The sequence below is a fragment of the Agromyces sp. Leaf222 genome, from assembly GCF_001421565.1.
Lineage (GTDB): Bacteria > Actinomycetota > Actinomycetes > Actinomycetales > Microbacteriaceae > Agromyces.
This window is the reverse complement of record NZ_LMKQ01000002.1, coordinates 537,592-551,200: the sequence shown is the minus strand read 5'-3', so window position 1 is coordinate 551,200 and position 13,609 is coordinate 537,592. Positions and strand designations below refer to the sequence as shown.

Annotated in this window: 12 protein-coding genes; 1 reads left to right on the top strand and 11 read right to left on the bottom strand. The window is 70.9% G+C overall.

The genetic code is table 11. The features are described 5' to 3' along the window. Positions 1-21 precede the first annotated feature (21 nt). From ASE68_RS17365 to ASE68_RS17325, 9 genes are all read right to left on the bottom strand, one after another. Positions 22-1,533: an aminopeptidase P family protein gene (locus tag ASE68_RS17365; RefSeq protein WP_082462448.1), complete on the bottom strand. Its 1,512-nt coding sequence runs from the start codon at positions 1,531-1,533 to the stop codon at positions 22-24. After that, complete coding sequence (locus ASE68_RS17360; protein WP_055862498.1) at positions 1,530-2,852, bottom strand: alpha/beta fold hydrolase; 1,323 nt, start codon at positions 2,850-2,852, stop codon at positions 1,530-1,532. The genes ASE68_RS17365 and ASE68_RS17360 overlap by 4 nt, the downstream gene beginning before the upstream one ends. Beyond that, a complete protein-coding gene (locus ASE68_RS17355) occupies positions 2,849-3,697 on the bottom strand; it encodes an ABC transporter ATP-binding protein (RefSeq protein WP_055862496.1) in 849 nt (282 codons plus the stop codon). Before ASE68_RS17355 ends, ASE68_RS17360 begins: the two co-directional genes overlap by 4 nt. Then, on the bottom strand, positions 3,694-4,554 hold the full coding sequence (locus ASE68_RS17350) for an ABC transporter ATP-binding protein (protein WP_055862494.1): 861 nt from the start codon (positions 4,552-4,554) through the stop codon (positions 3,694-3,696). Before ASE68_RS17350 ends, ASE68_RS17355 begins: the two co-directional genes overlap by 4 nt. Next, positions 4,551-5,546, bottom strand: a complete 996-nt coding sequence (locus ASE68_RS17345; protein WP_055862492.1) for an ABC transporter permease — start codon at positions 5,544-5,546, stop codon at positions 4,551-4,553. Before ASE68_RS17345 ends, ASE68_RS17350 begins: the two co-directional genes overlap by 4 nt. Next, positions 5,543-6,502 (bottom strand): ABC transporter permease, encoded by a 960-nt coding sequence (locus ASE68_RS17340; RefSeq protein ID WP_157421740.1) that lies wholly within the window; start codon positions 6,500-6,502, stop codon positions 5,543-5,545. Before ASE68_RS17340 ends, ASE68_RS17345 begins: the two co-directional genes overlap by 4 nt. A 5-nt stretch (positions 6,503-6,507) precedes the next feature. After that, entirely contained in the window at positions 6,508-8,199 is a 1,692-nt protein-coding gene (locus ASE68_RS17335) for an ABC transporter substrate-binding protein (protein WP_055862489.1), read from the bottom strand. A 60-nt stretch (positions 8,200-8,259) separates the two neighbouring features. Beyond that, the gene (locus ASE68_RS17330) at positions 8,260-10,236 is read right to left on the bottom strand and encodes a glycoside hydrolase family 127 protein (RefSeq protein ID WP_055862487.1); all 1,977 of its coding nucleotides are present in this window, start codon (positions 10,234-10,236) and stop codon (positions 8,260-8,262) included. 204 nt (positions 10,237-10,440) lie between these two features. Next, positions 10,441-10,980, bottom strand: coding sequence for a GNAT family N-acetyltransferase (locus tag ASE68_RS17325; protein WP_055862485.1), 540 nt, complete (start codon positions 10,978-10,980; stop codon positions 10,441-10,443). A gap of 156 nt (positions 10,981-11,136) precedes the next feature. Here ASE68_RS17325 and ASE68_RS17320 point away from each other — a divergent pair, with 156 nt between their 5' ends. Beyond that, positions 11,137-12,051 carry a helix-turn-helix transcriptional regulator gene (locus tag ASE68_RS17320; protein WP_055862484.1) on the top strand — a complete coding sequence of 305 codons (915 nt, stop codon included), beginning with the start codon at positions 11,137-11,139 and terminating at the stop codon, positions 12,049-12,051. Between the two features lie 67 nt (positions 12,052-12,118). On the opposite strand, the gene ASE68_RS17315 is transcribed toward ASE68_RS17320, so the two are convergent. Continuing rightward, positions 12,119-12,538 (bottom strand): cupin domain-containing protein, encoded by a 420-nt coding sequence (locus tag ASE68_RS17315; protein WP_055862482.1) that lies wholly within the window; start codon positions 12,536-12,538, stop codon positions 12,119-12,121. Positions 12,539-12,595: 57 nt separating this feature from the next. After that, positions 12,596-13,582: an aldo/keto reductase gene (locus ASE68_RS17310; protein ID WP_055862480.1), complete on the bottom strand. Its 987-nt coding sequence runs from the start codon at positions 13,580-13,582 to the stop codon at positions 12,596-12,598. Between the last annotated feature and the right edge of the window lie 27 nt (positions 13,583-13,609).

Here is a 13,609-nt window from a genome sequence, read left to right as displayed (position 1 = left end):
GAGGTGTCGACGCGTCGCCGATCACTGCGCTCGCATCCACTGCTCGATGCCGACCGCATCGATCGGCAGCGCCGCCGACAGCACCTCGGAGCCGCCGGTCGTGACCAAAATATCGTCTTCGAGGCGAACTCCGACACCACGCAGTTCGGGGGGCACGGTCGTGTCGAACGCATGGAAGTACAGACCGGGCTCGACCGTGAGCACCATGCCGGGGGTCATCACGGAGCCCTGGTAGGCCTCGTAGCTCGACTGCGCGCAGTCGTGCACGTCGAGACCGAGGTGGTGTCCGATGCCGCAGACGAGGTACCGGCGGTGGTGCTGGCCCTCGGGCGAGAGCGCCTCGTCGACCGAGACCGGCAGCAGGCCCCAGTCCGAGAGGCCGTGCGCGATGACCTCCATGGCCGCGGTGTGGAAGTCGCTGAACGGGCGCCCCGGCGTCACGGCCGCGAGTCCGGCGCGGTGCGATCGCTCGACGAGGTCGTGCACCTCGCGCTGTGCGGCGCTGAACGTGCCGGATGCCGGGAACGTGCGCGTGACATCCGCCGTGTAGTAGGTGCGGTTCTCGACGCCCATGTCGAGCAGCAGCAGCTCGTCGGGCTTGACGGGTCCGTCGCAGCGCACCCAGTGCAGGGTCGGCGCGTGCTCGGCCGAGCCGACGATCGTCGAGTAGCCGGGGCCGTTGCCGTAGGTGCGGGCGTGGCGGTCGAACGTGCCCTGCAGCCAGCGCTCGCCGCCGAACTCGATCGCGTTCGGGATCTCGCGGATGACGCTGCGGAACCCGTTCACCGTCGAGTCGACCGCGCGCCGCAGCTCCTCGACCTCCCAGTCGTCCTTGATCATGCGCAGCTCCGCGAGCACCCGGCCGAGCTCGGCCGAGCGACGGATGCCGCGGAGGGCCGCGAGCTCGGAGTTCAGGGTTCCGGTGAGCAGCACGTCGTCGCCGCGCCCCACGACCTCGGCGAGTCGGTCGAGCGGCTTCACGTCGATCTCGAGGGCGGCCGCCCAGTCCGACGCGTCGGGCGCGGACCCGACCCAGAGCTCGCCGTGCATCGCGTTGGCGAAGAAGTCGGGGTTGCCGGGGTAGGCCGGGGCCGGCACGAACAGGGTGGCATCGTGGCCCGTGCCCGCAGGCGTCAGCACGACGATGGCGTCCTCGGCTGTGCATCCGCTCAGCCAGAAGAAGTCGCTGTCGGGGCGGAAATCGTAGTTCGTGTCGTTCGCGCGAACCGGCGCACGGCCGGCGGCGACCACGATCGTGCGGCCGGGCAGCGCGGCGCTCAGCCGGGCCCGATGCGCTGCGGATGCCGCGGCGACCCCTGGCTCGACGGGCGGCGTGCGATCGGGGGCGTCCCACCCGGTCGCCATGTAGTCGAGGAACGCCGGCACCTCCCGCAGCCGCGGCAGCCGCGGGTCGCGGGTCGCGGGCGCGGGCATCGACGCGGCGGCCGGCGACGCGGCGACGGCCTGGTCGTGGCCGGCGGCGCCGGCGTGGTCGTGGCCGGCGTGGCCGTGCGTCGTGGTGGTCTCGGTCATGCTGCTGCACCTTCCCCGGCCCGGTCGCGCCGGGGTCCTCCGAGCTCGTCGACGAGCTCGAACAGGCGCGGGACGACCCGCTCCGCCCCGATGCCGTCGTGTTCGTATTCGTTGGTCACCCAGGCTCGGGCGTTGCCGACGTGCTCGGCGGTGGCCAGCTGCAGGCCGGCGTCGACATACATGTCGTCGAAGTAGACGGCCGCGGCGAGCGGCACCTCGTTGGCGGCGAGCCGGTCGAGGTCGTAGAGCGCGCTCCACTCGGTGCGGGCGGCCATCAGCTCGACGGCCGCCTCGAACGGCTGCAGCGCACTGATCTCCCGGAACATCCAGGGGTACATCATCTCGCCGGTCATGAGCAGCGGCCTGGCCGACTCGGCGAACTGCGGCAGCCGGTCGCGTTCGGCCTGCGCCGCCCAGTTCGTCGCGCCCGTGGCATCCGACGCGTAGATCGACTCCTGCATGACCGCGAACAGCGGGTTGTCGCGGTACGAGCTTCGGGCCTCGACCTGCGCGAGGAACGTGCCGGTGAGCTCGTCGGATGCCGCGTCGAACGCCTCGTCGACCAGGAAGTGCATGCGCTCGTACCCCGGCTTCATGCCGAAGTCGATGCCGAGGCTCTGGAACCGGCGCACCGTGAGCACGTCGCCGTCTGGAAGCCGCACGTCGCCGTCGGCGAGCCGGTCGGCGATGCGCGCGAGCGTGTCGACGTGGTGCGGGTACCTCGCGCGGAACTCGCGGTTCTTCGCCTCGACCCGCGGGTAGGTGCGGCGATACACCTCTGCGGCATCGGGGTGCACGCTCGCGAGGCCACCGGTGACGTAGCAGGCGGCAAGGCCCTCCGGGGCGTGCGAGAGGTAGCTGAGCGTGAGGAATCCGCCGTAGCTCTGCCCGAGCGTCGACCAGCGACGCCCTCCGAACACGGTCGTGCGCAGGTGCTCGGCGTCGGCGACGATCGAGTCCGCGCGGAAGTGCGCGAGGTGGTCGGCCTGCGCCGCGGGGTCGCCGATCGAGGCGATGACGCTGCCGTCGACCCGCGAGCTGCGGCCCGTGCCGCGCTGGTCGAGCAGCACGACCCGATGCGCCTTGAGCGCTTCGCCGACCCACCCGTCCGGCCCGGTCGGGCGCGGCCCCTTGCCGCCCGGTCCGCCCTGGAGGTAGACCAGCACCGGCAGCTCGTCGCGCCGCTTGACGGGGTCGACGAGCTCGCGCGCGAACACCGTGATGGTGCGGGTGTCGGTGTCGTCGAACCAGTCGAGCGGCACCTCGACGACGTGGTCGCGCACGTGCATGCCCGGAATCGTGTACTCGGCGGCGATCATGCGCCGGCTCCTTCCTCGGCGAGCATCCGAGCGCGTCGGAGCTCCCACTCTGGGTCGATCTTCGGCACCGCGGCGAGCAGCGCCCTCGTGTACTCGTGCTGCGGGCGCTCGAAGACCGCGTCGCGATCGCCCTGCTCGACGATACGTCCCCGGCTCATCACCGCGACGGTGTCCGCGATCTGGCGCACCACCGCGAGGTCGTGCGCGATGAAGACGTAGCTGAGGCCGAGCTCGGCCTGCAGCGAGTTCAGCAGGTTGATCACCTTGGCCTGCACCGACACGTCGAGCGCCGAGACGGCCTCGTCGCAGATCACGAGCTTGGGGCTGACGGCGAGCGCTCGGGCGATGCCGATGCGCTGCGCCTGCCCGCCGGAGAACTGCGCCGGGTAGCGCTGGGCGTGGTCGGGGTTCAACCCGACCCGCTCGAGGAGCTCGCGCACGAGTGCGCGCTTGCCGCCCTTCGGCGCGATGCGCTGGTAGTCGAGCGGGGCGGTGATGATCTTCTCGACCGTGTGGCGCGGATTCAGCGACGAGAACGGGTCCTGGAACACGACCTGCACGTTCGACCGGAAGGCGGCGAGCGCCTTGGCGCCCGCCTTCGTCACGTCGACGCCGTCGAACTCGAGCGTGCCGCTCGTCGGGTCGATGAGCTTCGCGACGATGCGCGCCGTCGTGGACTTGCCGGAGCCGGACTCGCCGACGATGCCGAGGGTCCCGCCGCGCGGTACCTCGAAGCTCACGTCGTCGACCGCGGTGAACGTGGTCGTGCCCGCGATGAACGCGCCGTCGCCGCGCGTGACGAACTGCTTGGTGAGGTGGCTCGCGGTGAGGATCGCCTCGGTCATCGGCTCGTTCCCTTCAACTCGTCGAACGGGTCGTCGATGCGGGGCAGCGCCGCGAGCAGGGCCCGCGTGTACGGCGCGCGCGGGTTCGAGAAGATCTGCTCCGCCGTGCCGCTCTCGACGTGCGCGCCGTCCTTCATGACGAGCACGTCCTGCGCCACCTGGCTCACGACCGCGAGGTCGTGCGTGATGAAGATCATGCCCGTGCCGGTCTCGCGCTGCAGCTCGGCGAGCAGGTCGAGGATCTGCGCCTGCACCGTGACATCCAGCGCCGTGGTCGGCTCGTCGGCGATGAGCAGGTCGGGCTCGAGGCAGAGCGCCATCGCGATCATGATGCGCTGGCGCATGCCGCCCGAGAACTGGTGCGGGTAGTGGTCGACGCGGCGTCCGGCGTCGGCGATGCGCACCCGCTCGAGCGCCTCGATCGTGACGCGGCGGGCGTTGCGCCGGCTGCCCCCGTTGTGGGCCAGGTACGCCTCCTCGATCTGCAGGCCGACCGTGTAGTACGGGTTCAGCGACGAGAGCGGGTCCTGGAACACCATCGCGACCTTGTCGCCGCGCACGCGCCGCATCTCGCGGTCGCTGCGGCCGAGCAGCTCGTGCCCGTTCAGGCGGATGCTGCCGGTCGCCGTGCCGCCGCGCGGCAGGAGTCCCATGATCGCGAGCGAGGTCATCGACTTGCCGGAACCCGACTCGCCGACGATGCCGAGCGTGTCGCCCGACTCGACGCGGAACGAGGCGTCCTTGACGACCTCGACCGGCCCGGCCGAGGTCGGGAACGTCACGGTGAGGTGCTCGACCTCGAGGAGGGTCGCCCCCGGAACGGGGATCGAGATGGTTCGCGGTGCTGAGAGGCTCATGCGGACTTCACCCTCACTCTCGGGTCGAGGTACGTGTAGGCGACGTCGACGAGCATGTTCGCGACCACCACGAGCGCGGCCGCGAGCAGCGTCACGCCCATGATCACGGGCTGGTCGTTCTTCGCGATCGAGTCGGCCGTGAGCTTGCCGACGCCGTTCAGGCCGAAGACCGTCTCGGTGATGAGCGCGCCGCCGAGGAGGCCCGCGAAGTCCATGCCGAACAGTGTCACCACGGGGGTCAGCGACGGCCGCAGCGCGTGGCGCCGCAGCACGACCGGGGCGTCGAGCCCCTTCGCCTTCGCCGTGCGCATGAAGTTCTGCCCGAGGGTGTCGATGACGTTCGTGCGCACGATGCGGGAGTACATCGCGGCGTACCCGAACGCGAGCACGAGCCAGGGCATCAGGTACGACTGGAACCACAGCAGCGGGTCCTCGGCGAACGTCACCGACTGCGGGAACGGCAGCCAGCGCAGCTGCACCACGAGCAGGTACTGCAGCAGCAGCGCGACGAAGTAGTTCGGCAGGCTGATGCCGGCGAGGGCGGACATCATGACCGCCTTGTCCCATCCGGTGCCCTGCTTGACCGCGCTGAGCAGACCGCCGCCGATGCCGGCGAGGAGCCACAGCACGGCGGCGCCGATCGCGAGCGTGACCGAGACCGGCATCCGCGCGACGATCATGTCGGTGACCGACTCGTTCGTCTGGAAGCTGAACCCGAGGCAGGGCGCCGCGCACTCGATCGCGGTGGGGCCCTCGCCGTAGGTGCGGCCGGTGAAGATGCCCGAGAGGAACTGCCAGTACTGCTGCCAGAACGGAAGGTTGACGCCGAGCTGCTCGCGGATCTGGTCGATGCGCTCCGGCGTGCACGTCTTGCCGCAGATCTGCACGGCGGGATCCGGCGACAGCCAGAAGAAGATCATGAACGTGAAGAGCGAGATGAGCAGCAGCACGCCGGCTGCGGCGAGCACGCGGCGGAGGATGACGAGGGTCACGCGGCATCACCCGCATCGAGCACGCGGCGCAGGTTGTCGCCCAGCACGGTGAACGAGAACACCGTGAGGAACAGGAACGTGCCGGGAATGAGGAAGAACATCGGGTCGACGGCGTACCAGCCGACCGCGGTCGAGATCATCTGGCCCCATGAGGGCGTCGGCGGCATGACGCCGACGCCGAGGAAGGAGAGCCCCGCCTCGGTGCCGATGTAGCTCGGCACGGCGAGCGTCGCGAGCACGATGATGGTGCCTCTCAGGTTCGGGAGCACCTCGCGGAAGGCGATCCTCACGGGCCTCGCGCCCGATGCCCTGGCCGCCTCGACGAACTCCGAGTTGCGCAGGGACATCGTCTGCCCCCGGATGACGCGAGCGGTGTACGGCCACCCGAAGATGCTGAGCACGAGCACGAGCAGCACGGGTCGGTTGCCTGCGGGCAGCGCCGAGAGCAGCGCGATCATGAAGATGAGCGAGGGGAATGCCATGAGGAAGTCCATGACGCGCGAGATGATCTGGTCGGCGAGCCCGCCGAAGAAGCCGGCGATCATGCCCATGACCACGCCGAACGTGGTCGTGATGAGCGTGGCCGAGACGGCGATCATGAGCGAGACCCTGGCGCCGTAGGCGACGCGCACGAGGATGTCGCGCCCGTTGCCCGGTTCGACGCCGAGCCAGTGCTCGGCGCTGATGCCGCCGAACGGGCCGATGGGGATGCCGCCGAGGTCGGAGTCGATCGCGGACGGATCGTAGTCGTACGGGCCCCAGCCGGTGATCGCCGAGAGCACGGGTGCGAACACCGCGAGCAGCACGATGAACACGATGATGCAGACGCTGATGACGACTGCCGGGGACTTTCTGAGCGTGGCGATCACGCGTCGAGCGGGGGTGGGGGCGCTGCCAGTGGGCAGCACCCCCTTCGGCTCCGTCTCGACGGCCAGCTCGCTGGGAACCGTCGACATCAGGCTCAGTCGGTGCTGGCCAGGCCGACCGACACGTAGTCGATGCCGCCCGAGAAGCCCGCGTGCGCGTATGCGCCCGCGATGTTCGAGCCGACGACCATGACGGCCTTCTCGAAGAGGAGCGGCACCGCGGGGGCGAGCTCCATGATCTGCTCGTCGAGCGCGCCCCAGGCCGCATTGGCCTCGTCGACGTCGGTCATCGCGCGGATCTCGGTCATGCGCTCGTTGACGGCCGGGTCATTCAGCTGGGCGACGTTCGAGTTGCCCTTCTCGAAGATCTGGGTGCCCTCGAAGATCGGCGGCAGGAAGGTCGCGCCCGAGGCCCAGTCCGGGCACCAGCCCGTGATCGCCGCGTCGTGCTGCTGCGACGTCGTGCCGATGACCTCGTAGAAGGTCGCCGAGTCGATGAGGTTGAAGTCGACCGTGATGTCGGCCTTCGCGAGCGCCTGCTGGATCGCCTCGGCCTGCGCCTGCATCTTCGGGTTGTTGCGGATGTCGAGGGTGAACTCGAACCCGTCGGGGTAGCCCGCCTCGGCGAGCAGCGCCTTCGCGGCCTCGGGATCGCCCTTCGAGTCCTCGCTCGGGTAGAGGTCGAACTCGGTGAAGCCCGCGACGGTGGGCGGCATCATCGTGGTGGCGATGTCGGCGAGCTGGCTGCCGCCGGTGCCGTCCTTGACGGCCTGCTTGTCGACGGCGAGGTTGATCGCCTGGCGCACGCGCGGGTCGTCCATGCCGGGCTTGGTCGTGTTCAGCGGCATGTAGGTCGTGCAGCCCTGCAGGCCCTGGATCGTGCGCTCCTGGATCTCGGGCGTCTGGATGCGCGAGATCGAGGCGGCCTGCACGGATCCGGCGATCGCGTCCTGGTCGGCGCCCTGGTCGGCGATCATGCGCTCGTCGATCGTGGCGGCGTCGAGGCCGAAGGTCCACTCGAACGAGTCGGGTGCGGCGGTGCGCACGTCGTCGGTCGCGGCATCCCAGTAGTCGTTACGCTCGAGCACGAGGGTGCTGCCGCGCTGGTACTCGGTGACCCGGTACGGGCCGGAGGCGATCGGCTGCTGGTCGATCGAGGTGGTCGTGACGTCGGCGTCGGCCGGGAACGGCGTGAACGGCGCCTGCCCGACGACCGCGGCGAAGTCGGCGTAGGGCTGGTTGAGGTGGAAGACGATGGTCTTCTCATCGGGGGTCTCGATCGTGTCGAGCGGCCCCGAGATGTAGTAGCCCTGGTAGTCGTCGGGCATGTCGAGCACGATCTTCGCGTAGGGCGACCCGATCGAGATCGAGGGGTCGAGCGAGCGCTCGACGCCGAACTTCACGTCGGCGCTCGTGATGGGCGTGCCGTCCTCGAAGAAGACGTCGTCCTTCAGGGTGAAGGTCCAGACGGTCGCGTCCTCGTTCGGCGTGCCCGTGTCGGTCGCGAGGTCGGGCACGATCTCGGTGCCCTCGGCGCCCTCGCCGACGCCCTGCGTCGTGAGCGTGCGGTAGATGAGGCGGTAGAAGTTGTTCACGCCGCCGTCGAAGCCCTGCGCGGGGTCGAGGTGCGAGAAGTCCGTGTTCTGCAGCACGTGCAGGGTGCCGCCCTCGACCGGTTCGCCCGAGACTCCCCCGGTCGCCCCCGAACCGGTGTTCGAGGCGGTGCAGCCCGCCAGGGCGAGGGACGTCGCGATGGCGAGTCCGAGGAACGCTGTGCGTCGCTTCATACTCTCTGTTCTCTCTCTTCGTTCGGGTGCAGCTGTAGGGGTGCTTCGGTTCTCGGCCGTTCAGGCCCGGCGCAACCAGACGCGCATGGCCGCCGCCCCGCGGTTGCCCCAGAGGTGGTAGGGCACGAGCGTGACGGTGGTGGTTCCGGATGCCGCGGCATCCGTCTCCTGGTCGCCGGCGGTGAGCTCGGGGTAGAGCCCGTCGGCCGGCACGGGGTCGACGCTCGCGGCGACGGTGACGACGCGGGTCACCGCCTCGCTGTTCGGGGTGACGCGGCGGATCTCGGCGCGCGCGGCGCGCACGTCGGCCGGCGCGAGCGACACGAGGTCGAGGTCGGCGTCGTTGTCGCCCTGCTCGGCGCAGTAGACGATCGGGCCGCGGGCGACCGCGAGCGACGCCCGCAGGCCGTCGACGCGGGGGTCGGCGCCGTGCGCGCGAACCGGCATCGGGAGCACGAGTTCGAGGCGGTCGCCCGCCGCGAGCGCCCGGTCGACGTGCAGCCAGCCGGCCGCGGCATCCGCCTCGACCTGCTCTTCGTTGATCGCGAGGCTCGCGCCGCGGCACCAGGCGGGGATGCGCAGGGCCAGGCGCGTGCTCCCGTCGGCGGCGCGCACGTCGATGACGACGCGCTCGTCCCACGGGTAGTCGGTCGTGACCTCGAGGCCCAGCCCGTCGACCTCGATGCTCGAGGTGGCGTACTGGGCGAGGTGCAGCGTCTCGCCGTCGAGCACGGCGAGGTGGTCCTGCAGCTCGGCGGTCCAGCGGATGATGTTCGGCGGGCAGCAGGGGCAGACGAACCAGCCGCGGCGCAGCAGCTCGCCCTCGGGCTCGGCGCCCGTGCGCTGCTGGTGGTCGGGCCGGCGCTGCAGCGGGTTGTCGTAGAAGAACGCCCGGCCGTCATCGCTGAGGCCGGCGGCGTAGGCGTTGTAGAGCACGGTCTCGAAGGTGTCGAGGGAGGCCGCCTCGCCCGAGCCGAGGTACATGCGCCACGCCCACTGCATGGTCGCGATCGCCGCGCATGTCTCGCTGTAGGAGCGCTCGGAGGGCAGCTCGAAGCGGTCGCCGATGGCCTCGTCGGAATGGCGGGAGCCGAGGCCGCCCGTGATGTAGAGCTTCGAGTCGAGCATGTCGCCCCAGAGCCGGTGCAGGGCGCCGGCGAGCGAGGCGTCGCCCAGCTCGAGCGCCACGTCGGCGGCTCCTGCGGTGAGGTAGGTCATGCGCACGGCGTGACCGGTCACAGCATCGAGTTCGCGGAGCGGCGCGCTGTCCTGGAAGTACTCGGCCGGGAACACGCGCAGCTCGACCGTGCCCCGCCCCCGGCGGTCGATGAAGCGCCGCGACAGGTCGAGGTAGCGCTCGTCGCCGGTCTCGCGGGTGAGCTCGACGAGCGCCATCTCGATCTCGGGGTGACCGCAGACGACGTCTTCTCCCGTCGGTCCGAAGCGATCGACGGCGAGGTCGGCGAAGCGGCGCGCGACCGCGAGGAGTCGGTCGTCGCCGAGCTGGCGGGAGGCGGCGACGGCCGCCTGGATGAGGTGCCCCAGGTTGTAGAGCTCGTGTCCCCAGGCCAGGTCCTCCCACGGTTCCTTGGGCACGTCGGGCGCCTGGTAGTAGGAGTTCAGGTAGCCGTCGGCGCGCTGCGCGCCCTCGATGAGGGCGACGGCCTCCTCGTAGAAGGCCTCGGTCGCGGCATCCGCTCGGGTGCCCTCCGGCCGTGCGAGTTCGTAGGCCAGGCCCTCGAGCGTCTTGAAGACGTCGGTGTCGAGGAACGGGTAGCGGCCGCGGTAGGCCGTGTCGGCGAGGGTCTCGGGCCGGGCGATGCGCCGCAGGTTGTCGAGGTTGCCGGCAGCCAGGAGCTCGCCGAGCGTGTGCGGCACGGTCTCGTCGCGGTTGCGGCGCTGCCAGGTCGCGAGCACGCCGCCGGTGATCGTCACGGCGTCGGTTCCGAGCGGCGCTCGACGGCCCGCGATGGGGGCGACGGCCGCGCGCCGGAGGCGGGTGACGTGCGCTGCGGACGCGACGGCGTTGTCTGTCATGACGATTCAGGCCCTTCTGTACCGTGTGACACATCACACTACGGCACTTTGTAGTGGGTGACATATTACTCACGCCACGGGTGCGGTGGTCAAGCCCCCGAGGGACGTTCGGACCGGCCTTCACACGATCGAAACACTCGAGTGCCGCCGCCGCTGCAGGGCTGCGCCCCCGGCCGACGCCCCCGGCCGGCGCCCCGGACGTGCTCAGTCCTCGATGATCCGCTCGAAGAGCACGTGGTCCTGCCAGCGGCCCGCGATGCGCAGGTAGCGGTGGGCGAGCCCGAAGCGCTCGAACCCGTTGCGCTCCAGCACGGCTTGCGAGGCGGCATTGTGCACGAGCGTGCCGGCCTGCACCCGGTGCAGGCCGGCCGCGCGAGCCGCATGCACGGCCACGCCGGTCGCCGTCGTCGCCAGGCCCCTGCCCGTGTGGCGATGGTCGATCCAGTAGCCGAGATGCGCGTTCTGGAACGCGCCGCGCACGATGTCCGAGAGGTTCACGCGGCCGATGATCTCGTCGCCGTCGACCAGCACGAGCGGGATCGCCGTGCCGGCGTCGACCCGGGCGAGCGTGGCGAGCACCTCGCGCTCATGCGTCGCGACCTTGAAGAACGACTCGGTGCGCTCGGGCTCCCACGGCGCCAGGTGCGCGCGATTGCGCAGGTAGGCCGCCGCGAGCGCGGGTCCGTCGCCCGCCGCGAGCGAGCGCACGACCACGCCGCCGTCGAGCTCAACCGGTTCGAGCATGCGTCCCCGCCTTCCGCCGACCGCGGCGCAGCGGATGCCGCGTGGCAGCGAACCACGCTAGCAGCCGCTCCTGCGGGCACGACTGGTTCGCCGCGGCCGCGAACGAGGTACCCGCAGGGCCTCCCATCGGCGGGCGGGTCGACGTAGCGTTGTGGCATGGGAGACGTGCGCGCCGACATCCGGGAGTTCCTGAGTTCCAGGCGCGCCCGCATCACGCCGGACCAGGCCGGGCTTCCGGCGTACGGTGGCAACCGTCGCGTGCCCGGCCTCCGCCGCGAAGAGGTGGCGATGCTCGCGGGCGTCTCGGTCGACTACTACGTGCGGCTCGAGCGGGGCGACCTCGCCGGGGCGTCCGAGAGCGTGCTCGACTCGCTCGCGCGCACGCTCCAGCTCGACGAGGCCGAGCGCGAGTACCTCTTCGACCTCGCCCGAGCCGCCGGCCCCGGCCGCACGCGTGCGCCCAGGCCGAAGACGACGGTGCGCCCGTCGGTGCTGCAGGTGCTCGACGCCATCGGCGACGCGCCGGCCTGGGTGCGCAATGGGCGCCACGACATCATCGCCGCGAACCGGCTCGCCCGTGCGCTCTACTCCCCCGTCTTCGACGACCCGCGCAGGCCCGTGAACACGACCCGCTTCGCCTACCTGAACCCGGCCGCACGGGAGTTCTGGCGCGACTACGACCAGAACACGCACGACGCCGCCGCGATGCTGCGGCTCGAGGCCGGGCGCAACCCGCACGATCCCGACCTCATCAGGCTGGTCGGCGAGCTCTCGACGCAGAGCGAGCTGTTCCGCGAGCGGTGGGCGTCGCGCGACGTGAAGTTCCACCGCAGCGGGCTCAAGCGCCTGCACCACCCGGTCGTGGGCGACCTCGACCTGCACTACGAGTCGATGGACCTGCCGAGCGAACCCGGCCTCGTGCTGAACGTGTACACGGCCCCGGCCGGATCCGCCTCGGCCGATGCGCTGAAGCTGCTCGCGTCGTGGGCGGCGACGAACACCGCGGCGCTCACGGCCGACGAGCCGACCAGGCCGACCACGCCGGCCTCGTCGGCCTCGTCGGTCGAGTAGCGACGAAGGAGCGTATCGAGACCTGCGCCGCGAAGCGGTCACGGGTCTCGATACGGCGCTGACGCGCCTACTCGACCGGCGGAACCTTCGCGGGGTACTCGCCGTCGGTGAGCAGGTCGCCCCACTCGGTCTCGGGCTCGCCGGTGCCCGGCGACTCCCAGAGCGCGAGGTGGCACATGAAGTGCTCGGCCGTTGCGCCGTGCCAGTGCCACTCGCCCGGCGGGGTGTACACGGTGTCGCCCGGGTGCAGCACGATGAGCTCCTCACCGCGGCTCTGCACGTAGCCGAGGCCCTCGGTCACGTGCAGCGTCTGCCCGACGGCGTGCCGGTGCCAGGCCGTGTGCGCGCCGGGCGTGAACCGCACGAGGTTCAGTCGCGCGCGCGAGGGCTCCTCACCGGCGTAGTAGGCGTTGAAGTACACGTCGCCCGTGAACCAGGCCTCTGGTCCCTTCACCGTCGGCGCCTTCGGTTGCAGTTCGGTGCTCATCGTGGTGCTCCTTCGTGGTCGTGCGTGGTCGTGGTGGTCTCGTCTCGGGCAGCCGGGTCACAGCCCGACGGCGGCCATGCCGGCCGCGTCGTAGCGGTTGCCGGCGACGCCGATGCGGTCGACGAGGGCGTCGAGGTCGGCGATGTCGTCGGCCGAGAGCGCGACGGCGGTGGCGCCGGCGTTCTCGTCGATGCGCTCGCGGCGGCGCGTGCCCGGAATGGGCACGATGAACGGATGCTGCGCGAGCAGCCACGCGAGCGCCACCTGCCCGGGCGTGGCGCCGCGGCCTTCGGCGAGCGCGCGCACGTGGTCGACGAGCGCCTGGTTGGCCAGCAGGTTCTCGCGCTCGAAGCGCGGCACCCTGGCCCGGATCTCACCCTCGGCGAAGGTGGCGTCGGGCGACACCGATCCGGTGAGGAACCCCTTGCCGAGCGGGCTGAAGGGCACGAACCCGATGCCGAGTTCGGCGACGGTCGGCAGCACCTCCGCCTCCGGGTCGCGGGTCCAGAGCGAGTACTCGCTCTGCACGGCCGTGACCGGGTGCACGGCGTGCGCCCGTCGGATGGTGCCCGCCCCGGCCTCCGAGAGCCCGAAGTGGCGAACCTTTCCCTCGGCGACGAGCTCGCCGACCGTGCCGGCGACGTCCTCGATCGGCACGTCGGGGTCGACGCGGTGCTGGTAGAAGAGGTCGAGCGCGTCGACGCCGAGGCGGCGGAGCGAGGCATCCGCCACCTCTCGGATGTGCTCCGGGCGCGAGTCGGTGCCGCGCATCTGCCCGTCGACGAGGCGGAAGCCGAACTTCGTCGCCACCACGACCCGGTCGCGGATCGGGGCGATCGCCTCGCCGACGAGCTCCTCGTTGACCCACGGGCCGTAGACCTCGGCGGTGTCGATGAAGGTCACGCCCTGTTCGACGGCGTACCTGAGCACGCCGATCATGTCGTCGCGGTCGCCGGGGTTCGGCCCGTAGCTCATGGACATGCCCATGGCGCCGAGTCCGACGGCCGAGACCTCGAGGCCCTGGCCGAGTGTTCGCTTGTGCATCTGCTGCTCCTTCGCTCTGTGTTCGAT

What these genes read in the sequence shown, in the direction of transcription:
- ASE68_RS17365 (WP_082462448.1), bottom strand. Translation starts at nt 1,533, where the DNA reads ATGACCGAGACCACCACGACGCACGGCCACGCCGGCCACGACCACGCC.
- ASE68_RS17360 (WP_055862498.1), bottom strand. Translation starts at nt 2,852, where the DNA reads ATGATCGCCGCCGAGTACACGATTCCGGGCATGCACGTGCGCGACCAC.
- ASE68_RS17355 (WP_055862496.1), bottom strand. Translation starts at nt 3,697, where the DNA reads ATGACCGAGGCGATCCTCACCGCGAGCCACCTCACCAAGCAGTTCGTC.
- ASE68_RS17350 (WP_055862494.1), bottom strand. Translation starts at nt 4,554, where the DNA reads ATGAGCCTCTCAGCACCGCGAACCATCTCGATCCCCGTTCCGGGGGCG.
- ASE68_RS17340 (WP_157421740.1), bottom strand. Translation starts at nt 6,502, where the DNA reads ATGTCGACGGTTCCCAGCGAGCTGGCCGTCGAGACGGAGCCGAAGGGG.
- ASE68_RS17335 (WP_055862489.1), bottom strand. Translation starts at nt 8,199, where the DNA reads ATGAAGCGACGCACAGCGTTCCTCGGACTCGCCATCGCGACGTCCCTC.
- ASE68_RS17330 (WP_055862487.1), bottom strand. Translation starts at nt 10,236, where the DNA reads ATGACAGACAACGCCGTCGCGTCCGCAGCGCACGTCACCCGCCTCCGG.
- ASE68_RS17325 (WP_055862485.1), bottom strand. Translation starts at nt 10,980, where the DNA reads ATGCTCGAACCGGTTGAGCTCGACGGCGGCGTGGTCGTGCGCTCGCTC.
- ASE68_RS17320 (WP_055862484.1), top strand. Translation starts at nt 11,137, where the DNA reads ATGGGAGACGTGCGCGCCGACATCCGGGAGTTCCTGAGTTCCAGGCGC.
- ASE68_RS17315 (WP_055862482.1), bottom strand. Translation starts at nt 12,538, where the DNA reads ATGAGCACCGAACTGCAACCGAAGGCGCCGACGGTGAAGGGACCAGAG.
- ASE68_RS17310 (WP_055862480.1), bottom strand. Translation starts at nt 13,582, where the DNA reads ATGCACAAGCGAACACTCGGCCAGGGCCTCGAGGTCTCGGCCGTCGGA.